Origin of the sequence: Pseudomonas sp. JZ114 (assembly GCF_051027705.1) — a bacterium.
Lineage (GTDB): Bacteria > Pseudomonadota > Gammaproteobacteria > Pseudomonadales > Pseudomonadaceae > Chryseomonas > Chryseomonas luteola.
The window spans coordinates 737,029-762,341 of the sequence record NZ_CP069256.1; the positions used below are offsets into that span (position 1 = coordinate 737,029).

Here is a 25,313-nt window from a genome sequence, read left to right on the forward strand (position 1 = left end):
TCCGGTATACAATGTCATCCCTTTGCCTGCCGTAAAAGTAGCGTGCCCAAGCGCCTGGCAGTGACAAGTGGATTGACTAGAAATAGATTGCCGGTGAGAGTTCCCATGAAAGCAGGCCTGTACAATCCTGAAACGTTCAAGGATAACTGCGGCTTCGGCCTGATTGCCCATATGCAGGGCCAGGCGAGTCACCATTTGCTGCAAACGGCCATCGAGGCCCTGACCTGCATGACGCATCGCGGCGGTATCAATGCAGACGGCAAAACCGGCGACGGTTGCGGTCTGTTGATACAAAAGCCCGACGCGTTCCTTCGCGCTGTCGCTTTAGAAACATTCGGCGTTGAGCTACCCGCCCAATACGCCGTTGGCATGGTTTTCCTCAATCAGGACGACCAAAAGGCCGATGTGGCCAGAAACCACATGAATTCCGAATTTGCTGCTGCTGGCCTTACCGTGGTCGGGTGGCGCAAGGTTCCCGTGGATACCTCTGTATTAGGACCTTTGGCGCTTGAGCGCCTACCTAAGATCGAGCAGGTATTCATTAGCGGCGAAGGTCTCGATGATCAGCAGTTCGCCGTAAAGTTATTCACATCCCGCCGCCGTTCTTCGGTATTGAACAAGAACGATGCGGAGCATTATGTCTGCAGTTTGTCCAGTAAGGTCATCATCTATAAAGGCTTGATGATGCCAGCAGATCTGGCTGCGTTTTTCCCTGACCTCGGCGATGAACGTCTGCAAACTGCCATTTGCGTGTTCCATCAGCGTTTCTCGACCAACACGCTGCCCAAGTGGCCGTTGGCGCAGCCGTTCCGCTACCTGGCGCACAATGGCGAGATCAATACCATCACGGGCAACCGTAACTGGGCCCGAGCGCGGCGTACCAAGTTCGTCAATGAGCTGCTTCCTGATCTGGATAGCCTGGGTGATTTGGTCAATACCGTAGGGTCCGACTCCTCAAGCATGGATAACATGCTCGAATTGCTGGTGACCGGCGGAATGGACCTGTTCCGTGCCGTGCGCATGATCATTCCGCCAGCCTGGCAGAACGTCGAAACGATGGACTCAGGGCTTCGCGCATTCTATGAATTCAACTCCATGCACATGGAGCCATGGGATGGTCCGGCTGGAGTTGTATTGACAGACGGGCGCTATGCCGTCTGCCTGCTTGATCGCAACGGCTTGCGTCCTGCCCGCTGGGTGACAACCAAGAATGGCTATATCACCCTGGCCTCGGAAGTGGGTGTCTGGGATTACGAGCCCAGTGATGTGATTGCCAAGGGACGTGTCGGTCCGGGTCAGATCCTTGCGGTCGATACCGAAACCGGACAGGTGCTTGAGGCAGATGATATCGATAACCGTCTGAAATCACGCCATCCTTACAAGCAGTGGCTGCGCAAGAATGCCCTGCGTATTCAGGCTACATTGGACGATAAGGATCATGGATCGCCTTTCTACGATTCGGATCGTCTGCGTCAGTACATGAAAATGTTCCAGGTCACGTTCGAAGAACGCGATCAAGTGCTGCGTCCATTGGCCGAGCAGGGGCAGGAAGCCGTCGGTTCCATGGGTGACGATACGCCGATGGCCGTGCTGTCCAAGCGTATCCGTTCGAACTATGACTACTTCCGTCAGCAGTTTGCGCAGGTGACCAACCCGCCTATCGACCCGCTGCGTGAAGCCATTGTCATGTCGCTCGAGACTTGTCTAGGTGCCGAGCGCAACGTGTTCGAGGAGACGGCCGAACATGCCAACCGCGCAATCCTAAGTTCGCCGGTTATATCGCCCGCCAAGTGGCGTACCCTGATGACGCTGGAGCGTCCCGGGTTTGATCGTTTCGTCATTGATCTCAACTATGATGAAAGCGTGGGGCTGGAAGCGGCGGTACGAAATATTGCCGATCAGGCCGAGGAAGCGGTTCGTGCAGGAAAAGTCCTGATTGTACTGTCGGACCGTGCAATCGAGCCGGGCAAGCTGCCTGTGCATGCGTCCCTGGCAGTAGGTGCTGTTCATCACCGCCTGGTGCACACTGGCTTGCGCACCGACTGCAACATCCTGGTTGAAACCGCAACTGCCCGCGATCCTCATCACTTTGCGGTACTGATTGGTTTTGGCGCGACAGCGGTTTATCCCTTCCTGGCCTATGAGGTATTGGGTGACCTGATCCGTACGGGCGAAGTCCTGGGTGATCTTTATGAGGTCTTCAAGTACTACCGCAAGGGAATTACCAAAGGGCTGCTGAAAATCCTGTCCAAGATGGGCATTTCCACTGTGGCTTCCTACCGTGGCGCCCAGTTGTTTGAGGCGGTTGGTTTGTCCAGTGAGGTGACGGATCTATGCTTCCCGGGCGTCACTAGCCGCATACAGGGCGCCCGCTTTGCCGACATTGAGGTCGAGCAGAAGCTGCTGGCGAACGAAGCCTGGAGCAACCGTAAGCCGATCCAGCAGGGCGGCTTGCTGAAGTATGTCTACGGTGGTGAATATCACGCGTATAACCCGGATGTTGTCAATCTGCTCCAGGCAGCTGTTCAGCAAGGCGACTATGCACGGTTCCGTGAGTATTCCGCCCTGGTTGACCAGCGTCCCGTAGCCATGATTCGTGACCTGCTCAAGGTTAAGGTCAGCGACACGCCGCTGGCGCTTGAAGAAGTCGAGCCGCTGGAAAGCATTTTCAAGCGTTTCGATGCCGCCGGTATCTCGCTCGGTGCCCTGTCTCCAGAGGCGCATGAGGCACTGGCCGAGGCAATGAACCGCTTGGGCGGCCGCTCTAACTCGGGTGAGGGCGGTGAAGACCCGGCGCGTTACGGCACGCTGAAAAGCTCCAAGATTAAGCAAGTAGCCACGGGACGTTTCGGTGTAACACCAGAATACCTGGTCAATGCCGAAGTCCTGCAAATCAAGGTGGCCCAGGGCGCCAAGCCGGGCGAAGGTGGCCAGTTGCCGGGCGGCAAGGTGAATGGCCTGATCGCTCAGTTGCGCTATGCCGTACCGGGCGTAACCCTGATTTCCCCTCCGCCCCATCACGATATCTACTCGATTGAGGACTTGGCCCAGCTGATCTTTGATCTCAAGCAGGTCAATCCAAAGGCGCTGGTGTCCGTTAAACTGGTATCGGAGCCTGGCGTTGGTACGGTAGCGGCCGGTGTCGCCAAGGCTTATGCCGATCTGATTACCATCTCCGGCTATGACGGTGGTACAGGTGCATCACCAGTAACGTCCATCAAGTACGCGGGCAGTCCTTGGGAGTTGGGACTGGCCGAGGCGCATCAGACATTGCGTGGCAATGACCTGCGTGGAAAGGTTCGCGTACAGACCGATGGCGGTCTCAAAACCGGCCTCGACGTGATCAAGGCGGCGATTCTAGGTGCAGAAAGCTTTGGCTTTGGTACCGCGCCGATGATTGCATTGGGTTGTAAGTACCTGCGTATCTGTCACCTGAACAACTGCGCTACCGGCGTGGCGACCCAGAACGATAAGCTGCGCAAGAACCATTTCATCGGTACCGTTGAGATGGTGACCAACTTCTTCACCTTTGTGGCAGAAGAAACACGCGAGTGGCTGGCGCGCCTGGGTGTAAGAAGCTTGGGTGAGTTGATCGGCCGTACCGATCTGTTAGAGATCCTGCCTGGCGAAACGGCCAAGCAGCACAACCTGGATTTGACACCACTTCTGGGTAGCGACCATATTCCGGCAGACAAGCCCCAGCACTGCCTTGTTGAGAAGAACCCGCCATTTGACCAGGGTCTCCTGGCTGAGGAAATGGTCCGCCTGGCCCAGTCAGCTATCGAAGGTAAGACGGGCGGTGAGTTCAGTCTGAAGGTAAGCAACTGTGACCGCTCCATTGGCGCACGTGTATCCGGTGAGATTGCTCGTCAGCATGGCAACCAGGGTATGACGTCGGCGCCTATCACGTTCCGCTTTACAGGAACGGCAGGGCAGAGCTTTGGCGTATGGAATGCCGGTGGCCTGAACCTCTATCTTGAGGGTGACGCCAACGATTATGTGGGCAAGGGTATGACAGGCGGCAAGCTGGTCATCACTCCGCCCAAGGGTAGCGCCTTCAAAAGTCAGGAGTCGGCCATCATTGGTAACACCTGCTTGTACGGTGCCACGGGTGGCAAACTGTTTGCGGCGGGTACCGCGGGCGAGCGATTTGGTGTTCGTAACTCTGGTGCCCATGCGGTCGTCGAGGGAACCGGTGATCACTGCTGCGAATATATGACCGGTGGCTTCATCTGCGTTCTGGGCAAGACGGGTTACAACTTCGGCTCCGGTATGACAGGCGGCTTCGCCTACGTGCTGGACATGGATAACAGCTTTGTTGACCGTGTTAACCATGAACTCGTGGAAATTCAGCGTATCAGCAACGAGGCCATGGAGGCTTATCGCAGTCACCTGAGCCGCGTGCTGACCGAGTACGCCGAGGAAACGAGCAGTGAGTGGGGACACTATCTGCTCGAAAACCTGGATGATTATTTCCGCAAGTTCTGGTTGGTGAAGCCCAAGGCTGCCAGCCTGGCCTCACTGCTATCCACTACTCGGGCAAATCCGCAGTAATGCTATAGGCAACCAGCGCCTGACACTTTGTCAGGCGCTGGTTGCGACCGTGAGTTTTCCTGCAGCAGCGAGACTGAACGCTGCCGTGATGAGGTTTAGGTAATGGCTGAACGTCTGAATAACGACTTCCAGTTCATAGAGGTCGTCCGCAAGGACCCGAAGAAGAAACTCCTGCGTCAGCGCAAGAAAGAATTCGTTGAGATTTACGATCCGTTTAAGCCGCAGCAGGCATCTGAGCAGGCGCACCGCTGCCTGGGATGCGGCAACCCTTACTGCGAGTGGAAGTGCCCGGTTCACAACTACATACCAAACTGGCTGAAGCTGGTTTCGGAAGGCAATATCCTGGCTGCAGCCGAGCTGGTCCATCAGACCAATACGCTGCCCGAAGTTTGTGGTCGTGTGTGTCCGCAGGACCGCTTGTGTGAAGGCGCGTGTACCCTGAACGATGGTTTCGGTGCCGTTACTATCGGTTCGGTAGAGAAATATATCGCTGATACCGCTTTTGCCATGGGTTGGCGGCCGGATATGTCCAAGGTGGTGCCAACCGGCAAGCGGGTTGCCATCATTGGTGCAGGTCCTGCAGGTCTTGGCTGCGCCGATATTCTAGTCCGCAACGGCGTTACGCCTGTTGTATTCGACAAGAATCCGGAAATTGGCGGTCTGGTAACGTTTGGCATTCCCGAATTCAAGCTTGAGAAAAGCGTGATGGCGCGCCGCCGCGAGGTCTTTACCGGTATGGGGATAGAGTTCCGCCTCAATACCGAGATAGGCAAGGACATCACAGTGGAGCAGCTGCTTGAGGAATACGATGCGCTCTTCATGGGGATGGGAACTTATACCTACATGAAAGGCGGTTTCCCTGGCGAAGATTTGCCAGGTGTGCACGATGCCCTGGATTTTCTGGTGGCTAACGTCAACCGTAACCTGGGCTTCGAGAAGTCTGCTGACGAGTTTGTCGATATGAAAGGCAAGCGCGTTGTGGTTCTGGGCGGCGGTGATACCGCGATGGATTGCAACCGCACCTCGATTCGCCAGGGTGCCAAGAGCGTAACCTGTGCTTACCGTCGCGATGCCGAGAACATGCCGGGCTCGCGTCGTGAGGTGAAGAATGCCAAGGAGGAGGGTGTTAAGTTCCTCTTCAATCGCCAGCCGATTGCGATCATTGGTGAAGACAAGGTGGAAGGCGTCAAGGTTGTCGAGACGCGTCTGGGCGAGCCGGATGCCCGGGGCCGTCGCAGTCCTGAACCGATTCCGGGATCCGAAGAGATCCTGCCGGCAGATGCGGTAGTCATCGCTTTCGGTTTCCGCCCAAGCCCCGCAGAGTGGTTCGAGCAACATACGATTGCAATGGATAATCAGGGCCGTGTAGTCGCTCCTTCTGTCGGTCAGTTCAAGCATCAAACCAGCAACCCCAAGATTTTTGCGGGCGGCGATATGGTGCGAGGTTCGGATCTGGTGGTGACTGCAGTATTCGAAGGTCGTACTGCAGCTGAAGGTATCCTGGATTACCTGGGCGTTTGAAGCACCAGCCATAAGCTGCTTTGCAGTTCAAGGGCAAAGCGGTTAAGGGCTCGATAGATAAAAGGCACGGATCTCTCCGTGCCTTTTATTTTTGTGTCTGAGAAAATGACAGTACTTTCTTGACGGATATTTTCCATGACTGCTTTGAAGAACGACCGTTTTCTCCGTGCCTTGCTCAAGCAACCCGTCGATGTGACGCCCGTCTGGATGATGCGGCAGGCCGGTCGTTATCTCCCGGAGTATCGCGCTACGCGTGGCCGTGCCGGTGACTTCATGAGTCTGTGCATGAACCCTGAGTTGGCCTGCGAAGTCACACTGCAGCCGCTCGAGCGTTATCCGCTGGATGCCGCCATCCTCTTTTCAGACATTCTGACCATCCCGGACGCCATGGGATTAGGCCTCTATTTCGAGACAGGTGAGGGGCCCCGCTTCAAGAAGCGTATTGAGTCCGCTGCGGATATCGAAGCCTTACCGGTACCGGACCCGGAAGCGGATCTGGGCTATGTCATGAATGCGGTCCGCACCATTCGCCGTGAGCTCAATGGGCGTGTGCCTCTGATCGGATTCTCAGGAAGCCCTTGGACGTTGGCGACTTACATGGTCGAAGGAGGCTCATCCAAGGACTTTCGGCGTAGCAAGGCGATGCTTTATGACAATCCGCAAGCCATGCACAACCTGCTCGATAAACTGGCCCGCTCGGTAACCGCCTATCTGAATGGTCAGATTCAGGCAGGTGCCCAGGCGGTACAGATCTTTGATACATGGGGAGGCAATCTGTCTTCGGCGGCTTATCAGGAGTTTTCTCTCGCCTACATGCGCAGGATTGTTGATGGCCTGATTCGTGAGCGTGAAGGCCGCAAGATTCCTGTCATCCTGTTTACCAAGAATGGCGGTCTTTGGTTGGAGAGCATGGCGGCCTCTGGCGCAGACGCATTGGGACTGGATTGGACATGCGACATTGGCGATGCCCGTAGCCGTGTAGGTGACAAGGTGGCGCTACAAGGCAATATGGACCCAGCGGTACTGTATGCCAAGCCTGACGCGATCCGTTCAGAGGTAGCGCGAATTCTGGCTTGCTACGGTAAAGGCTCCGGACATGTTTTCAATCTGGGGCACGGAATCACGCCGGAGGTAGACCCTGCGCATGCAGGTGCCTTCATCGAAGCTGTTCATGAGCTCTCGGCGTTTTATCACGAGGCATAAGGCGGTCGACAAAGACCGGGCCATGCGCCCGATCCATTAAAAAGGCAAAGCCGCTCATCGAGCGGCTTTAACATTCAAGGGGAGGGCTGGCAGGCGAGCCAGGTGTAACGCAACAGCCAGTGCTCCGACCAGGAGTGTGGCGATGAACAGTCCGACACCATTCCATCCCGCTTCGTGCCAGAACACGCCGCCTAATGTTCCTGCGATGCTTGAGCCCACGTAGTAGCAGAACAGGTAAAGCGACGAAGCTTGTCCCTTTGCTTGCCGAGCACGGCGACCGATCCAGCTGCTGGCGACCGAATGAGCCCCGAAAAAGCCAAAGGTAAACAGCAGCATGCCCACCAGAACCAACGGCAGGGGGGTGAACAGTGTCAGCACCACGCCACCCAGCATCAGAAGAATCACCGCCCAAAAGACGCGGCGGCGACCAAGTTTATCCGCTAATGAGCCTACTTGGGCCGAGCTGTAGATACCCGACAGGTAGACGACTGACAAGACGCCCACAACGGCTTGACTGAGATGATAAGGCTCACCTAACAGGCGATAGCCAATATAATTAAACAACGTGACAAAGGCGCCCATTAACAGAAAGCCCTCGAGAAAGAGCCAAGGTAGCCCAGCGTCTCGAAAGTGTTGGGTAAAGCCATTGACCAGTGTGCGAGGCTTCAGGGGAGTCGGGCGGAAGTGACGTGACTCCGGCAAACGCCGCCAGAATACGATAGCGGCAATCAGCGCCAGACTGCCCAGGATTGCTAGAGCAATCCGCCAAGAGACAAAGTCCACCAAAACGCCGCTGATGACGCGCCCACTCATCCCACCCAGCGCGTTGCCGCTGATATACAGCCCCATGGATAGGCCGATGTGCTGGGGATGGATTTCCTCAGACAGATAGGTCATGGCAACGGCGGCCAGGCCGGATAGCGATAGACCAACCAATGCCCGCGTGACGAGAACACCTTCCCAGGTGGGCATGATGGCGCTGAGTAGCGTAAAGAAAGCGGCGGCGAAGAGTGAGACCACCATGACCGGCTTGCGGCCGATGGCATCTGAAATAGGACCTGTAACCAGTAGCCCGACCGCCATGAGCCCAGTTGATACGGAGAGCACGAGGCTGCTTTTGGCCGCCGTTATACCAAAGGCTTCGGAAAAAATGGGCATCATGGGCTGTACACAGTACAGCAGGGCAAACGTGGCGAAGCCGCCACAGAAAAGTGCAAGGGCTGTATGGATGAACTGGCGAGTGCCTTTCTCAATGTACAAATCGGCATCTTCTACTACCTGGTTGGCAGCTTCACGTGCTGCCTGAATAGGCGCAGGTTCTTCTTCAGGCTGGGCATGCTCGTGACGAGCAGGTAAAGCAGACTTACTCACGTTAAACCTCAAAATCTGGACGAACGAAAGGACGGCGCAGCGAAAGCGCTGCACAATCTGAAATTTATTATTGGTTACTGAAAGAATAAGAGCTGATCTTTATTCTTTCCAATATATTATTCGACCGGTTTGATATGTATTAAATATCAATCGAGGCGCTATGGAATTAAGACATTTACGGTACTTTGTAGCCGTCGCAGATGAGTTGCATTTTGGTCGAGCGGCTGAACTCCTGGGTATTTCACAGCCACCACTGAGTCAGCAGATACAAGCCTTGGAAGAGGAGCTGGGGGCACGCCTGTTTGAGCGCACGAACCGTCGTGTTGCATTGACTGAGGCTGGCCGGCTCTTTCTGGATGAGGCTCGGCAGGTGTTGGCGCAGGTAGATAAGGCCACCGACATTGCACGGCGAGCGCAACGCGGAGAGTTGGGTGAGTTACAAGTGGGTTTTACGGTCTCCGCGCCCTTTATTGCTACCGTGCCACGTTCTATTTTCAATTTTCGCCAGCGTTTTCCGGCGGTACATCTGGCCTTGCAGGAAATGAGCAGCCGAGAGCAGACCGAGGCGCTGATGGATCGCAAGCTTCAGGTAGGACTGATCCGGCCTATTACCATGTCGGATGCGCTGGTCTCGATAGAGCTGTTTCGAGAGCCCCTCGTCGCTGTGATGCGGGCGGACCATCCCTTGGCCCTACAAACCCACGAAAGCATTGCTATCAAACAGTTGGCCGAGGAACCCTTTGTTTACTTTCCTCGTACCTACGGTACAGGTCTATATGACCAATTGATCAGCTTGTCTCAACAAGCTGGATTCAGCCCGCGAATCGTTCAGGAAGCTCGAGAAACTACGATCATTATTGGACTGGTGGCGGCCGGATTAGGTGTTTCGGTTTTGCCAGCAACCTACCGGCGAATGCATATCGAAGGTGTTGTCTACAGAACCCTGGTGGACGAGGGCGCCACCTCCGCATTGTGGCTTATTCACCGTCGTGACGAGCGCTCATCACTTGCACGTGCGTTCATTGAGTTGTTGACGCAAGGCGCCGGTATTATGAAGAGCAGCTGATTTCCAGGTGTTTGCCCCAATCCGGTGGGCGTTGAGCGAATCGGTCGTTGCCCGGTTGCTCTTCAAAGGGCCGGGTCAGAACCTTATGAAGCTGGCGAACTTCTTCATAATTACCCGCCTCAGCCTGCTCGATCGCCTGTTGGGCCAGATAGTTACGCAGTACATAGAGTGGATTGACTGCGTGCATGCGCTCCTGGCGTGCCGGTTGATCGCCGCCTTCCTGCTCGGTGCGGCTCAGGTACTGGCGACTCCACTCATCAAATCCAGCCAAATCTACAAAGTCGTTTCGAAGAGCCGCAATCGCCTGCTCCGGAACCTCATCGCCCAGACGTCGGAAGAAGAGTGAGTAGTCAACGGCGCTGCCTTGCATCAGGCTGAGCAGCCGCTCAATCAGCTCCTTATCCGCCGCTTGCTCTGTCATAAGGCCGAGTCGACGTCGCATCAATGCCTGGTAATGCGCCTCATAAAGCGGCAAAAATAATTCGAGTATTCCTTTCAGCGTTTCGACAGGCACCCTCGGCGTCAACGCCTGCGCCAGTGCCGCCAGGTTCCAGTGCGCAATGGGGACCTGATTGCTGTAGGAGTATCGGCCACTGTAGTCAGAGTGGTTACAGATAAAATGCGCGTCAAAGTCATCCAGGAAGGCATAAGGGCCGAAATCGAATGTAATGCCGAGAATAGACATGTTGTCTGTGTTCATCACGCCGTGGCAAAAGCCGTAAGCCTGCCAGTAGGCGATCAGCTCGGCGTTGCGCTCGACGACTTCACGGAAAAAAGCCGCATAAGGATCAGGTTGCTCCAGGCATTTTGGGTAGTGCGCCTCAAGCACATGCTGGCCAAGCTTTTCCAACAAATCATTGCGCTGCGTATAGTAGAAGTATTCGAAATGCCCGAAGCGTATATGGCTTTGGGCAAGCCGTAGCAGCATGGCGCCGGTTTCGACTCGTTCGCGTATGACCTCTGTAGTGGAGCCGGTCACACACAGCGCGCGGCTTGAAGGGATACCCAGTGCATAAAGTGCTTCTGAGGCCAGAAACTCTCGAATGGACGAGCGTAAGACTGCACGTCCGTCTCCCATTCTTGAGTAGGGTGTCATGCCGGCACCCTTGAGGTGAAGATCCCAGTGCTCTCCCTTGTCGTTTATGACCTCGCCAAGCAAAAGGCCGCGGCCATCACCCAGGCGAGGATTGTAGGAGCCGAACTGATGCCCCGAATAAACCATGGCGCGTGAGTCGGCTGTATCCCAGAGCTTGTGCCCGGAAAAGATTTCCGTGAATTCCGGTCGTTGCGCCTCGGCAACATCCAGATCCAGCAGTGCCATGGCGGCCTCCGAGACGACCACCAACTTTGGATTTTCAATAGGCTTGGGTTGGATGGCCGTCGAAAAATCATCGCCCAGACGGGCAAAGCGGTTATCGAACTCAAGCGCTTCAAGGGTTTTCACGGCACTCTCCGGACTGCAAATGTATTTATCTAGACAGCGTAAAACGTGCCCTGATCATTCCTTCTGTCCAGAGTAGGTCGGAGAAGGCACTTCATCCTTGCTCAAGGTGCGCTCAGATCCTTCCCTATTCTTTACAGACACTTCCAGCTGGCGAAAGGCGATCTCTATATTGTTCTCCCTGAACAGTCGCTCGATGCTGCGGTTGATTTCATCAGTAGCAAAGCCGCGATCGCCCAACTCCCGCACGTGAACGCGTAACTCATGATTCAGTGTGTTCTCACCAAACGCCTGTAGCAGGACCATTGGTTCTGGATCATGCAAAACCCTGGGGTTGTCGTAGGCGGCCTTATAGAGCAGCTCGCGTACTTTTTCCAGATCGGAGCCGTTGGCCACATTAACCAGCAGCGTGATACGCGTCATGGTGTCTGTTAGCGTCCAGTTGATGAGCTGACTCGTCACGAACGTCTTGTTGGGCACAATGACGGATTTGTTGTCAGCATCGGTGATATGGGTCGCCCGAATCTGAATGCGTTTGACTGTGCCTGTAACATTACCGATGGTAATCAGGTCGCCGATTCGAACAGGGCGTTCGAACAGAATGATCAGGCCGGAAATGAAGTTACCGAATATCTCCTGAAGGCCAAAACCCAAACCAACCGAGAGGGCCGCTGCCAGCCACTGGAGTTTGTCCCAGCTAACGCCCAGCGTGGAGAGCGAACTGATAACACCCACGCTGATGATGACATAGGACAATAGCGTCGTGGTTGCATACGCGGTCCCTTGAGCCAGGCTCAGGCGGGAAAGTACCACAACCTCAAGCAGGCCGGGCAGGTTGCGTGCCAGTGCAAAGGTGAGGCCTGCAAAGATGACCGCTTTGATGACGTCTCGCAGGGTAATCGGCATCATGGTTGCCGACTCACCCGTACCGCTGCTGTACTGGTAAAGCGTGACGTTATCCAGGTATGAGAAGACTGCCACCACGTCCACCCAGACCCAATACAGTACTCCCAGGAAGCCTAACCATAGGGCAAGGCGGATTAGACGTAAGGACTGTTGATTGACCTGCTCCATATCCAGCGCAGGCTCTTCTATGGCTTCACCGGTTTCACCTGCCTCCTGCATGCTCTGTCGCTTGGCCAGGGCGCGATGATAGGCGAGGCGCCTTGCGGCCACGCTTAAGCCCCGCGAGAAGGCGGCTTCGAGAATGACCCAGCAGAGCAGCAGATACAGCGTATCGATAAGCCGGTCGGTCAGTTTCAGTGAGGTGTAGTAGTAGCCTAGGCAAACAGCCAGGAACAGTCCGGCCGGAATGGCGGTAATGATTAGTCCAAACATCAGCCGGAAGAAGGGCAGACGTTCTCGAGCCGCCGTGTTAAGCAAGGAGCGACCCAGCATCCAAGACATGCTGGCATAGCAGATCAGAACAATAAGAATACCCAGTACGTCTTCAGACAGGCTTGTCAGCTGACGTTGGGCAATGGCTGCTACGGCCATTAATGCCAAGGCCAAAAGGCCTAGACGCCTGACCAGGCGGCGCATGGAATCTACTTGCGCGCGTGACCAGCGGAAATGGGTCTCTGCAACACCTCCACCTTCCAGTAGGCGGTAAACGGTATAGAACACCAGCCAGCCGGCGGCCATCTCCATAAGCGCTGCGCCAATGGATGCGTTCACGCCCCGTTTGTCGCCCTCAAGGGCGACGCCGATCAAACCTAGCGACAGGCTGACAGGAAGAGTCAGCAGCACGGTCAGAAGGATCGCGAGCGGCGTGTGTAGCTGGCTGTCACGTTGGAAGTGCCCAATGCCCTTGTTCAAGGCATTGAGTTTTTCGTAAAGATACCGACGCTTCCACAGCAGCGTTGCAATAGCAAGAATGAGAGGCAGAAACAGCCAGGGGCGTTCGGCCAGACCGGCTGACAATTCGCCTGCACTGGCGCGCCAGGGCACATTTGCAATCTGTTCGACCAGCGACTTGGGCGCATCCTTGAGCCAGCCCCAATCCAGCGGGCGATTGCTGGGAATCCAGAACATCTGCTCATCAAGCGTTGAGCGGAGACTTTCGCTGGTTGCTAATAGCTGCTGCTGGTTTAGCTGAAGCGTGATTGACTCACTTAACAACGCACTTAGTTCGGTACTTAGGCGATCCTGCAGGTCCGCTCGAGTTCTGATCAGCTCCAGTAGCTTCTTGCGAAGCTCAGGTGTCGTCTGCTCGGGTGGCATCTGAGCCATGACCTTGTCCAAGTAATCCCAAGGGTTGGCGATTTGCGTGCGCTGCTGGTTCAAGTCGAACTGGTATAGACGTATATCGGCAATCTCGTCCGTCAGTCCCTTGGTTGCCTCAACCGTTGGCAGGGAGGCCCGCTGTTGATAGAGCAGTTTGGAAAGCAGCAGGCTGCCTTTCAGGACATTGATCTGCTGCTGCATGGTCTCGCCGGTCTGCTTGAGCTGATCAAGTCGCTGCTTGATTTCAAGATTGTTTCGAGTGAGCTCATTCAGGCGATCCGTCGCACGCAAGAGGTAGTCGGAAAGCTTGAGGTTAAGATTTGTTTCGCTGGTCAGGACATCGTTACTACCTGCTGTCTTCTGCGATTCACGAGACAGGGCGGCAAAGGTTTCCTCTGACTGCTGGCGACGTTTGCTGCTGATGAGGGCTTGCAGATCGAGACTTTCTTTCTCGATCAGTTTGACACGCTCCGTGTAGAGTTCACGTTGAATGGTGCCAAGATCTTGCAGCGTGCTGTTGCCCGAAAGTTCCTGCTTGCGCAGTTGAATCAGTGCGTTGCGTTCCGCCTGTTCGGCTAATAGCTGATTGCGACGTTCAGGCGTAATGGGCTTACCGCTTTCCTTGCCACTCTTGAGAATGTCGGCAATGGTCTGTACCCGCATTTGCGCATTGCTGATTTCGACCTGGGCACGCTCGGGTCGTGTTTGCGATGTGATGACCAGTGTATTGGCATCATTCAGGGCGTTCTGCCAGTCGTTGAGCTGTGAGTTGCGCTGGCTTTGAAGATTCTCCAACTCCTGGGGACTGGCGTTGGCATAGCGTTGGGTAACCGGGGGCTTGTCCTGCTCGGTCTGGAGCTTGGCCAGGTCCTTCTGAGCATCCTTGATCAGCTGCGGTGCTTGTGTGATCTTGCGTTTTACATCCGCTAGGCCCTGCTCATGCTGATCCCTCTGGTCCAGTAGCTGCAGCGTATTTTTCAGAATGTCCTGAACGGTCTGCTGATCGGAGGCAGAAAGCTTCCGGTCCGCCAACGTGTCCAGGCTATGCTGAATCTGCTTGGCATCAGGCAGGTTGGATTCTTGTGAATAAGCGAGCGGAAAGTTGAGACAAAAGCCCAACAACACGATCTTGAGCAGAATACGCAAGGCGAGCATGATCACATCTTGGCAGCAGGAAAGGCGAGGAGGTTAAATCCCCGCCTTTGCTGACGCAACCGCTCTTGTCGGTCGAGCCGACTACCGCACGAATCAGAGGAAAAGAGCAGGCCCTGAACGGCCCTCTGGGAACTTGACCCCAATTTTTCTCACACGATTGCCTTCAAGCGAAGCGACTGTCCAGGTCAGACCGCTCCATTCGATCTGGTCGCCAATGACTGGCTCGCCACCAATGCGCTGGGTAATAAAGCTTCCCAACGTCTGCTCCCCATCCAGCTCGCCAAGGTTAAGACCATACAGCGAGGCCACCGCCTTAAGCTCTGCGTTGGCTTCCAGTACGAAATCACCAAAGAAGCGTTGGCCTCGCTCCGGCGCCTGACTGAACAGCTTGCCCAGGGCGGGGAGATCATGTTCATGACCAATGACACACAGGATATCGCCTGCCTCCAGCTTGGTACTGCCGGAAGGGTGCAGGAGTTGCTCCCCGCGAAACAGCGCCGCGATACGTGTATTAGGCGGCATTTTCAACTCGCGAAGCGCCGCGCCAATACACCATTTCTCCTTGCCCAGGCGGTAGACGAAAAGCTCCCACTCACTGGTGGGATGCACCTGCAGGCCAGAGCGCGAGAACGGGGCGGGTTCGGGCGGTACAGTGACGCGTAGCCACTTTGCCGCGAGTGGGAGGCTTGAACCTTGTAGCAGCAGCGAAACCAGAACGATAAAGAAGGCTACGTTAAAAAACAGTTGAGCCTGGGGCAGCCCTGCCATCATAGGGAAGACAGCCAGAATGATGGGTACCGCTCCGCGTAAACCTACCCATGAAATGAATAACTTTTCGCGGCCGTGGAAAGCCTTGAAGGGAAGCAGACCCACGAAGACTGAAAGGGGACGTGCGATCACGATCATCCAGAGAGCCAGACCCAGGGCAGGTAGGGCAATGGGAAGCAGGTTGTGCGGCTCTACTAGAAGTCCCAGCACCAGGAACATACCGATTTGCGCCAGCCAGGCCATACCATCCAGCATATGTAACATGCCATGGCGGCTCCGAATTGGTCGATTGCCCATGACCAGACCCGCCAGATACACCGCCAGGATGCCACTGCCATGGGCTGCGTTGGTAATGGCGAAAATGAATAGACCACCACTGACTGCCAGTAGCGGATAGAGCCCATCTGCCAGCTGCATACGGTTGATAAGTTGAAGCAGCAACCAGCCGCCACCCAGTCCGAGCAGGCTGCCAATGGCAAATTCGCGAACGAAGTTCCAGACGAGCCCCCAGCTGAAGCCCGTTTGACCGCTGGCCAGAAGCTCAATCAGCGTGACGGTGAGAAAAACCGCCATGGGATCATTGCTGCCTGACTCGATTTCAAGGGTTGCGGTGACACGCTCATTGAGCCCGCGTCCGCCCAGTAGTGAAAACACCGCGGCAGCATCGGTTGAGCCGACAATAGCGCCGATCAGCAGCCCTTGCAGCAGGCTCAGGTCAAGAAGCCACGCCGCCATGGCGCCCGTTAACCCGGCAGTGATCATTACACCCACGGTTGCCAGGGACAATGCTGGCCAGAGCGCCACCCGGAAACTGGATACGCGTGTACGCATACCACCGTCCAGCAGAATGATCGCCAGGGCAAGGTTACCTACCAGGTAGGCGAGGGGGTAGTTGTTGAAATTGATATGACCAGGGCCGTCTACGCCTGCCAGCATCCCGACTGCAAGAAAAATCACAAGAATGGGAATGCCCAGGCGTGAGGAAAGCGAGCTGACCAGAATGGAGAGACCGACCAGGACCGCGCCAATCAAAAATAGGCTATTGATTGTGACGGCATCCAAATCGAAACTCCTGCATAGTGGGTAGGCGCGATGCGCTGGATTCTTGATTTAACCTGTTGATTCGGCAAGCTGTCAAAATTAATGCCAGATTCTTTTGAGCCATGCGACGAACAGGGGACTTCCAGTACACTGCGCGCCTTCACAGGAGCGAATCATGAATTACCGACACGCCTTCCATGCCGGAAACCATGCCGATGTGCTGAAGCACTTTGTACTGTCTCGCGTATTGATGTTGCTGGGGCGCAAGGAAACACCCTACGCCTATCTGGACACACATTCGGGCATAGGGCTTTACGATCTGCTGGGAGATCAGGCTAGCCGTACCGGTGAATGGCAAGGTGGAATAGGCCGACTCTGGGAGGCGAAAGACCTCCCTGATCCGCTTGTCGCTTACAAGGAGGCTGTCGCTGCTCTTAATAGTGATGGGGCGTTGCGCTTCTACCCGGGGTCACCCGAAATCGCTCGGCGCTTTTCCCGTCCCCAGGATCGTTTGCACTTGAATGAGCTGCATCCTGAAGATGCTCTGCTGCTCAAGGAAAACATGGGGCAAGAAAGACGGATCGCTGTTCATCATCGGGACGGCTGGCTGTTACCCAAAGCACTGCTGCCCGTGCAGGAGAAACGCGCTGTGCTCTTGATCGATCCGCCTTTTGAAAAGGTGGACGAGTTTGAGCGGTGTTCAATGGCATTAAAGGAAAGCATTGCCCGTATGCGGCAGATCGTGACCGCTATCTGGTATCCCATCAAGGACCAGCGTCAGCTCAAGCGGTTTTATCAGGATCTGCAAAAAAGTAATGCGCCCAAACTTTTGCGAGCCGAGCTTTGGGTGCATCCCACCGACAATCCGGTGGGACTCAATGGCTCTGGTATGGTGATTTCCAATCCTCCGTGGGGATTGGAGGACGAGCTTAGAAGCGTCTTGCCCTGGCTTGCCAAACAATTGGGACAAAGCCAGCCTGGCTGGAAGCTGGACTGGCTGATCGAGGAAAAAAGCACCTGATGTAGCCGGGGTTGGCTACCTTCTTCGATTCCAAGGCCTTACAACAGGCGGCGCGACTAGATCTTGTTGAGGTTCAGATAGCGACGAAGGCTATCAAGCAGCTCGTTACCAGGAATGGGACGGTCAAACAGATAACCCTGGCCTACGTCGCAATGATGGCGACGTAGAAAGCTCAGCTGTTGCGTCGTTTCGATACCTTCAGCCACAACTTTGAGTCGCAGGTTATGGGCCATGGCCACTACGGCCGACGTGATCTCCATATCGTCCTGATTGGCCGGAATATCCTTGATAAAGCTTCGGTCGATCTTGATGACATCGATCGGGAATTTCTTGAGGTAGCTGAGTGAAGAATAGCCTGTGCCGAAATCGTCCATGGCCAAGCTGAGCCCGATTTGCTTCATTTCCTCTAGCTGCTGGCGTGTCTCATCGGTTGCATCCAGGAGCAGGCTTTCGGTCAGTTCAAGTTCAAGGCGATGAGGAGGGAGGCGCTCTTCAATCAGAATGCTTCTGATTGAGCTGACAAGCTCCTGATCAGTGAACTGCTTGGGAGAAAGGTTGATCGCCATCTGCAAATGGCCCAGACCAGCGGCATCCAGCGCCTTGATTTGCCTGCAGGCTTCCCGAATGACCCATTTACCAATCGGGATGATCAGGCCGGTCTCTTCCGCCACGCTGATGAACTGATCGGGTCGTATCATGCCCCGTTCGGGGTGATTCCAGCGCAACAGCGCTTCAAGCCCCAACAGTTGGGCACTTTTGAGGCAGATCTTTGGCTGGTAATGAACTTCCAGCTCGTTGAGCTCGAGGGCTCGTCGAAGGTTATTCTGCATGAACAGCTTGTGACTGGCTTCGGTCACCAGCGATTGTGTATAGACCTGTACCCGGTTTCCGCCGCTAGCCTTGGCCTTGTGCAACGCCAGGCCGGCATGCTTCATGAGTGTCTGCGAGTCCTTGCCGTGATCAGGGGTGACGGTCAGACCAATCGAGCAACTGACCAGCGTTGGCTGGCTTTCAACATAAATGGGCTTTTCGAGCATGCTTAGCAGTGCGCTCGCAACATCCAACCCTTCCTGGGCATCCATCTGCTCAAGCAGCACGGCGAACTCATTGCTGGCGATCCGCGCGATCAGCGTACTTTGCCCCAGTGAGCTTTGCAGGCGCCTGGCCAGGCTGACCAGCAGGTTATCGCCGGCTTCATGGCCAAGGCTGTCATTGATGCGCTTGAAATGATCGATATCGATCAGCATCAGGCAGTTATGGATGTCTTCCCGTCCTGCCAGGCGCTTTTCCAGGCGATCGATGAAATAGTGACGGTTGGCCAGCCCTGTCAGGCTGTCACGATAGGCCAGCTTTTCCATGTTTTGCTGGGTCAGCTTTGCCTGCGTGATGTCCTCGAAGATACCAATGTAGTGGGTCAGCTCACCGTTATCTGAGTAGACTTTGGAGAGCGAAAGATGACCCCAGTAGGAGATCTGGTCCTTGCGCTGGCAGCGAAGCTCGCCTTGCCAGCTGTTCTGTTTTTCCAGAGCTGCATAGGCGTCAGGCAGGAGTTCTGACCAGTTGGTCAATGCCGGTAGCTCACTGATGGGCTGACCGCAGACTTCTTCGGCAGTGTACTGGGTAATGGTTGTAAAGCTGGGGTTGATGTATTCGATCTCTCCTTTGCGATTGACCAGCAGAAAAGCATTGGCGCTCTGCTCAACCGCCCGTTGGAACAGATGCAGGGCATGGGTGGCACTGCGGCGCTCCTGGCTATCAAGCACTTTGGCGTACTGATCGGCCAGTTCGCAGGCAAACGCAATTTCATCATTCTGCCAGATTCTGGGCTGGCCGGTTTGCTCAAGGCGAAGGATGCCTAATACCCGGCCATCTACACGTATGCAGATATCCAGAAGCGAGCGAATGTCATGGGCGAGCAGATACGGCTTGGTCCATTCGCGTGTACGAGGATCATGTTGAGCATCCTGCGCATCGATTGATCGGGCCTTATGAAGCGCCTCCACATACGCTGGAAAATCATCCAATGACCACGAGGAGACAGACGACGTATTAGGAGATTCGCCATGAATGTAGACAGAGCGTAAATGGTTTTCGCCCACCTGCCACACACTGGCTCGTTTCACGCTACAGGTTTCACTGGCTGCACGAGTGATCAGTTGGGCCGCTTCCTGAAGCGGGTCGCTGGAGCTGTAGGCGTGTTGTGTCAATTCAAGCAAAAGATTGCGGTGTGCTCTTACCCGATCAACACGAGCTTGTTCCTGTACGCAGGACTGCTCAAGAAGATCCAGCGAGGCTTTAAGATCCCTGTTTTGCGCCATCAGCGTAGTAGTCAGTCGCTCGGCCTCTGAAGCCAGCTCCACAGGAATCAGGTAGCCGTGCAGGATTTCACGACCATGGCGGGAGATTGCCTCGCCAATTTCAACCATTGACGTCGCGCCTGCCGGTGCGTGCAGGGTATAGCGAATGACGTAATGGCGGCGCTTGAGCAATTGCTGCTGTATGGCATCGTGCAGGTGATAGCGTGCCGCAGGCTCCATGAGGCTGGCGTAAGGCGACTCGAGAAGCGAGCAAAGCTCATAGGCAGGCAGCCCCAGACTTTTTTCACATGCCTGGTCTAGATCCAGCAGCGCCCAGCTGGGCTCATTGAGCCGCTCGAAGCGCAACATCCCCAGCTGTGCGGGCACAGGCGGCTGCGTAGCAACCTCGGCCACTGAGAGACTGGCAGCATCAGGATGAATCTTCATGCGGCGGTTCGCTTCCAACGGCCCTTGATAAGGGGCGCGTACTTATGGGTTATGCCAAGTCGACTTAACGAAAGGGCGTACAGTAAGCCAATCCGGTTTTATTTGCAGTGACTGTCTTCTGGATTCCGCCAGAACGAGGCACCCATAAGTCCTTTCAGGGAGCAAGGGTGCATCAAGCCAACCACACTGACAAGCGTCTCGATAAAACAGACAGCAGCTTTCTACTAAGAAGCTTTATCGATCCAGCAAGTCAAATTCTTTAAAAAAAACCCTGCCGGGGTGGCAGGGTTTCAGATGACCGAGCATTTCATCGGCCAGACGGTTGCCGGCAGAGGCCGGCATCGTCTCTTTACAGCAGCAGGCCGCGAATCTCAGCCAGCAGATCGCCCAGGCGCTTGGTGAAGCGGGCCGCAGCAGCGCCATTGATCACGCGGTGATCATAGGAGAGCGAAAGCGGCAGCATCAGGCGCGGCTGGAAGGCCTTGCCGTCCCATACCGGTTGCATGGTGGCCTTGGATACTCCCAGGATCGCCACTTCCGGTGCGTTGACGATCGGCGTGAAGCCGGTGCCGCCAATGTGGCCGAGGCTGGAGATCGTGAAGCAGGCACCCTGCATGTCGTCGCCGGAAAGCTTCTTGTTGCGTGCTTTCTCAGCCAGTTGAGCGGCTTCGGCAGCCAGCTGCAGAAGACTCTTCTGATCGACGTTGCGAATGACAGGTACCAGCAGCCCATCCGGCGTGTCCACGGCAAAGCCAATGTGCACGTATTTCTTGCGGATAATGGCCTTGCCACTGGGTGCGAGCGAGGCATTGAAGTCCGGCAGCTCTTTGAGCACATGGGCGCAGGCCTTGAGCAGGAACGGCAGAATGGTCAGCTTGACGCCCGCTTTTTCTGCCACAGCCTTCTGACCCACACGGAAGGCTTCAAGATCAGTGACATCAGACTGATCGAACTGCGTTACGTGAGGCACGTTCAGCCAGCTGCGATGCAGATTGGCAGCACCTACCTGCATCAGGCGTGTCATCGGAACTTCTTCGATTTCGCCAAACTTGCTGAAGTCCACGGTCGGGACCGGAGGAATCCCGGCGCCACCGGTAGCTGCCGCTGCGGCCGGAGCAGATTTGCTCTTTTGCAGCTGATCCTTTACGTACGACTGGACGTCTTCCTTGAGAATACGTCCCTTCGGGCCGGTTGGCGTCACTTCGCTCAGCTCGACGCCGAACTCGCGTGCCAGCATCCGTACAGCCGGGCCAGCATGCACTTTCTTGCCAGGCTGGCCGGTGGGCGTGGGCGCTTGCGGTGCCTTGGCCGGCGCTGGGCTTGGACTCGCCTGCTTTTGTGCCGGAGCTGCGTTTTGCTGAGCCGGTGCAGGCTTCTCAGCCTTTTTCTTCGGTGCTGCGCCTTGAACCTTCAAGGTCAGGATCAGATCGCCAGTTTTGGCCTGGTCACCTACCTTGATGGAAACGCTTTCCACCACGCCCGCCTTGGGCGCCGGGATTTCCATGCTGGCCTTGTCGGATTCCAGGGTAATCAGCGACTGGTCCGCTTCTACCGTGTCACCCGCTTTGACCATCACTTCGATCACATTGGCGCTACCGGTCGAGCCGATGTCAGGCACCTTGATCTCTTCAGTGCTCTCGCCAGCAGGCTCTTCGTCGGCCGTCTCGTGCAATTCAGGCTCGGCTGCCTGCACGGCAGGCTTGTCACTGGTGGATTGAGCCGGTGCAGAGGAAGCGTTGCCGCTTCCCTTGAGTACCAGAATCAGGTCACCTGTACCTACTTCATCACCCACCTTGACGGCGATACTTTCAATCACGCCGGCAGCAGGTGAGGGGATCTCCATGCTGGCCTTGTCAGACTCCAGGGTAATCAAGGTCTGCTCGGCTTCGATACGATCACCAACCTTGACCGGAAGCTCGATAATGTTGGCCTTGCCACTGGTGCCGATATCCGGCACATGGATTTCCTGAGCAGTGCCTGTTCCAGCTTGGTCGTCTTCCTTGGCAGACGCGGACGGGTCCTCGTCGCCTGGAGGCGTCGGCATTTCAACTTCTTCGTCAGCAGAGCCGGCCGCAACTGCCATGGGCTCGGCTGCATCGGTTTCACCCGATGCGCCATCTTCCATGTCCAGCAGCAGGTCGCCGGTTTTCAGCGTATCGCCCAGCTTGACGTGCAGCGCAGCGATCTTGCCGGCTTTCGGGGCCGGGATCTCCATGCTGGCCTTGTCGGATTCGAGCACGACGAGGCTTTGTTCAGCCTCGACGGTGTCGCCCACCTTGACCAGAATTTCGATGATCTCGCCTTCGCCACTGCCGATATCAGGTACGCGAATGGTTTCACTCACAATAATTTCTCCTTTTCACCGTCGGCATCAGCAATCAAGCGGGTTGCGCTTGAGCGGATCGATACCGAACTTGGTGATGGCATCCGCTACGACCTGACGCTCGATAGCGCCACGATCGGCCAGGGCTTGCAGAGCAGCCAGGGCGACCCAGTGGCGATCCACTTCGAAGAAGTGACGCAGTTTTTTGCGCGAGTCGCTGCGGCCGAAACCGTCAGTGCCCAGCACTTGGTATTCCTTGGATGGAACCCACTGGCGAACCTGGTCGGCGAACAGCTTCATGTAGTCGGTAGAGGCAATGACCGGGCCTTCACGTCCTTCCAGACACTGCTGGATATAGGCCTTGCGGGGCTCCTCCAGCGGATGCAGGCGGTTCCAGTGATCAACTGCCAGGCCATCACGGCGCAGCTCGTTGAAGCTGGTGACGCTCCAGATGTCTGCACCGATACCCAGTTCGCGCAGTAGGGCTTTTGCTTCGCGAACCTCACGCAGGATGGTGCCCGAGCCCAGAAGCTGAACGCGATGCTTGAAATCGCCGGTTTCTTCTTCCAGGAGATACATACCCTTGATGATGCCTTCCTCGGCACCTTCAGGCAGCGCGGGCTGCTGGTAGTTCTCGTTCATGACCGTGATGTAGAAGAACACGTTCTTCTGCTCTTCGGTCATCTGGCGAATGCCTTCGCGAATGATGACCGCCAGCTCGTAGGCATAGGTGGGGTCGTACGTGCGGCAGTTCGGAATGGTTGCTGCCAGGATATGGCTGTGACCGTCTTCGTGCTGCAGACCTTCACCGTTCAGCGTAGTACGACCGGCAGTACCACCAATCAGGAAGCCACGCACCTGGCTATCACCAGCGGCCCAGGCCAAATCGCCGATACGCTGGAAGCCGAACATCGAATAGTAGATGTAGAACGGCAGCATCGGCTGGTTGTAAGTGCTGTAGGACGTACCGGCTGCAATGAAGGAGCTCATGGCGCCTGCTTCGTTGATGCCTTCCTCGAGGATCTGGCCTTTCTTGTCCTCGCGGTAGAACATCACCTGATCCTTGTCGACAGGCTCGTAGAGCTGACCGACGGAGGAGTAAATGCCAAGCTGACGGAACATGCCTTCCATACCAAAGGTACGGGCTTCGTCCGGGATGATCGGGACGATGCGGCTGCCCAGATCCTTGTCCTTGACCAGCTGGGACAGGATGCGTACGAAGGCCATGGTGGTGGAGATCTCGCGATCGCCAGAGCCGTCCAGGATAGCTTTCAGCGTATCCAGCGGTGGTGTCGGAATGCTGATGCTGGTAGTACGACGCTGCGGTACCGAGCCGCCCAGCGCTTCGCGACGCTTGCGCAGGTACTTCATTTCCGGGCTGTCTTCGGCAGGACGGAAGAAGGGCAGGTCGGCCAGCTGATCATCGTTCAGCGGAATGTCGAAGCGGTCGCGGAATTTCTTCAGGCTCTCCACATCGATCTTCTTGGTGTTGTGGGCGATGTTCTTCGCTTCACCCGCACCGGTGCCATAACCCTTGATGGTCTTGGCAAGAATGACCGTCGGCTGACCCTTGTGGTTGACCGCCTGATGGTAGGCTGCATACACCTTATACGGATCATGACCGCCGCGGTTGAGCTTCCAGATGTCCTCATCGGACATGTCCTCAACCATCTTCAGCAGCTCAGGGTTGGCGCCGAAGAAGTGCTTACGAACGAACGCGCCGTCCTTAGCCTTGTAGTTCTGGTATTCACCGTCGATGGCTTCATCCATGCGCTGCTGCATGAGGCCGTTTTCGTCACGGGCGAACAGGGGATCCCAGAGGCGACCCCAGATAACCTTGTTCACGTTCCACTGGGCGCCGCGGAAGACGCCTTCCAGTTCCTGGATGATCTTCGCGTTACCACGAACCGGACCGTCCAGGCGCTGCAGGTTGCAGTTGATCACGAAGATCAGGTTGTCCAGCTTTTCACGACCTGCCAGAGAGATGGCGCCCAGGGTCTCTGGCTCGTCAGTCTCGCCGTCACCGATAAAGCACCAGACCTTCTGCTTGCCGGCCGGGATGAAGCCGCGGTCTTCCAGGTACTTCATGAAGCGTGCCTGATAGATTGCCGTGATCGGACCTAGACCCATGGATACGGTCGGGAACTGCCAGAAATCGGGCATCAGGTGCGGGTGCGGATAGCTCGACAGACCGTTGCCATCTACTTCCTGGCGGAAGTTGTTCATCTGGTCTTCGGTCAGGCGGCCCTCAAGGAAGGCACGTGCGTAAACGCCAGGAGAAGCGTGGCCCTGGTAATACACCAGGTCGCCGCCATGCTCTTCGGTTGGCGCTTTGAAGAAGTAGTTAAAACCAATGTCGTATAGCGTAGCGGACGAAGCAAAGGTAGAAATGTGGCCGCCAAGGTCCGGGTCGCGGAGGTTGGTACGAACCACCATGGCCAACGCATTCCAGCGTACCAGCGAGCGAATCCGCCGCTCCATGAAGAGGTCGCCCGGCATCTGGACTTCTTTGGTAACCGGGATCGTGTTGCGATACGGGGTGGTGATCGCGTAGGGAAGCTGTGTACCTGTCCGAGTGGCCAGCTCACCCATACGGGTCAGCAGATAATGAGCTCGGTCTTCACCTTCGCAGTCTAGTACGGACTCCAGGGCGTCCAGCCATTCCTGGGTTTCGACGGGATCAAGGTCTTGCATGGCTTGCTCCAGGGCGGAAAGGCTTCCAGAATCGGTTGCCTCGGTATCGCCGCCATCCTCTTGGGGGCAGCGTGAATTCTTGGATTATGACCGGGTGGTTCCCGGCCGGCGTGTAGTTTTACTACAAAACGGCGGTCGTTTCAGCTGCTCAGGTCAATGTCCGTTATAAAACAACGACAAATTGT

12 protein-coding genes are annotated in these 25,313 nt (G+C 55.9%); 5 read left to right on the forward strand and 7 right to left on the reverse strand.

Annotated features, from left to right (window positions below; translation table 11 throughout):
* Positions 1 to 105: 105 nt before the first annotated feature.
* From gltB to hemE, 3 genes are all read left to right on the forward strand, one after another.
* Complete coding sequence (gltB, locus tag JQR90_RS03555; RefSeq protein WP_010797038.1) at positions 106 to 4,554, forward strand: glutamate synthase large subunit; 4,449 nt, start codon at positions 106 to 108, stop codon at positions 4,552 to 4,554.
* A gap of 102 nt (positions 4,555 to 4,656) precedes the next feature.
* Positions 4,657 to 6,075, forward strand: coding sequence for an FAD-dependent oxidoreductase (locus JQR90_RS03560; RefSeq protein ID WP_010797039.1), 1,419 nt, complete (start codon positions 4,657 to 4,659; stop codon positions 6,073 to 6,075).
* 135 nt (positions 6,076 to 6,210) lie between these two features.
* Positions 6,211 to 7,278 (forward strand): uroporphyrinogen decarboxylase, encoded by a 1,068-nt coding sequence (gene hemE / locus JQR90_RS03565; protein ID WP_010797040.1) that lies wholly within the window; start codon positions 6,211 to 6,213, stop codon positions 7,276 to 7,278.
* A 54-nt stretch (positions 7,279 to 7,332) separates the two neighbouring features.
* Here hemE and JQR90_RS03570 read toward each other — a convergent pair whose 3' ends face one another.
* Complete coding sequence (locus JQR90_RS03570; RefSeq protein ID WP_010797041.1) at positions 7,333 to 8,649, reverse strand: MFS transporter; 1,317 nt, start codon at positions 8,647 to 8,649, stop codon at positions 7,333 to 7,335.
* Between the two features lie 160 nt (positions 8,650 to 8,809).
* On the opposite strand from JQR90_RS03570, the gene JQR90_RS03575 reads away from it, so the two are divergent.
* On the forward strand, positions 8,810 to 9,715 hold the full coding sequence (locus JQR90_RS03575) for a LysR family transcriptional regulator (RefSeq protein ID WP_010797042.1): 906 nt from the start codon (positions 8,810 to 8,812) through the stop codon (positions 9,713 to 9,715).
* Here the strand turns inward: JQR90_RS03575 and selO are convergent.
* The 3 genes from selO to JQR90_RS03590 all read right to left on the reverse strand — a co-directional run bounded on the left by selO (position 9,699) and on the right by JQR90_RS03590 (position 16,367).
* Positions 9,699 to 11,159, reverse strand: coding sequence for a protein adenylyltransferase SelO (gene selO, locus JQR90_RS03580; RefSeq protein WP_010797043.1), 1,461 nt, complete (start codon positions 11,157 to 11,159; stop codon positions 9,699 to 9,701). The two genes, JQR90_RS03575 and selO, sit on opposite strands and share 17 nt — an antisense overlap.
* A 54-nt stretch (positions 11,160 to 11,213) precedes the next feature.
* The gene (mscK, locus tag JQR90_RS03585; protein WP_010797044.1) at positions 11,214 to 14,537 is read right to left on the reverse strand and encodes a mechanosensitive channel MscK; all 3,324 of its coding nucleotides are present in this window, start codon (positions 14,535 to 14,537) and stop codon (positions 11,214 to 11,216) included.
* Between the two features lie 93 nt (positions 14,538 to 14,630).
* Positions 14,631 to 16,367, reverse strand: coding sequence for a potassium/proton antiporter (locus tag JQR90_RS03590; protein WP_010797045.1), 1,737 nt, complete (start codon positions 16,365 to 16,367; stop codon positions 14,631 to 14,633).
* Between the two features lie 154 nt (positions 16,368 to 16,521).
* On the opposite strand from JQR90_RS03590, the gene JQR90_RS03595 reads away from it, so the two are divergent.
* Positions 16,522 to 17,367, forward strand: coding sequence for a 23S rRNA (adenine(2030)-N(6))-methyltransferase RlmJ (locus JQR90_RS03595; protein WP_010797046.1), 846 nt, complete (start codon positions 16,522 to 16,524; stop codon positions 17,365 to 17,367).
* A 56-nt stretch (positions 17,368 to 17,423) separates the two neighbouring features.
* Here JQR90_RS03595 and JQR90_RS03600 read toward each other — a convergent pair whose 3' ends face one another.
* The 3 genes from JQR90_RS03600 to aceE all read right to left on the reverse strand — a co-directional run bounded on the left by JQR90_RS03600 (position 17,424) and on the right by aceE (position 25,128).
* Positions 17,424 to 20,111, reverse strand: a complete 2,688-nt coding sequence (locus JQR90_RS03600) for a putative bifunctional diguanylate cyclase/phosphodiesterase (RefSeq protein ID WP_010797047.1) — start codon at positions 20,109 to 20,111, stop codon at positions 17,424 to 17,426.
* A gap of 349 nt (positions 20,112 to 20,460) precedes the next feature.
* Positions 20,461 to 22,455 (reverse strand): dihydrolipoyllysine-residue acetyltransferase, encoded by a 1,995-nt coding sequence (aceF, locus tag JQR90_RS03605; RefSeq protein ID WP_010797048.1) that lies wholly within the window; start codon positions 22,453 to 22,455, stop codon positions 20,461 to 20,463.
* Between the two features lie 27 nt (positions 22,456 to 22,482).
* The gene (gene aceE, locus JQR90_RS03610) at positions 22,483 to 25,128 is read right to left on the reverse strand and encodes a pyruvate dehydrogenase (acetyl-transferring), homodimeric type (RefSeq protein WP_010797049.1); all 2,646 of its coding nucleotides are present in this window, start codon (positions 25,126 to 25,128) and stop codon (positions 22,483 to 22,485) included.
* Between the last annotated feature and the right edge of the window lie 185 nt (positions 25,129 to 25,313).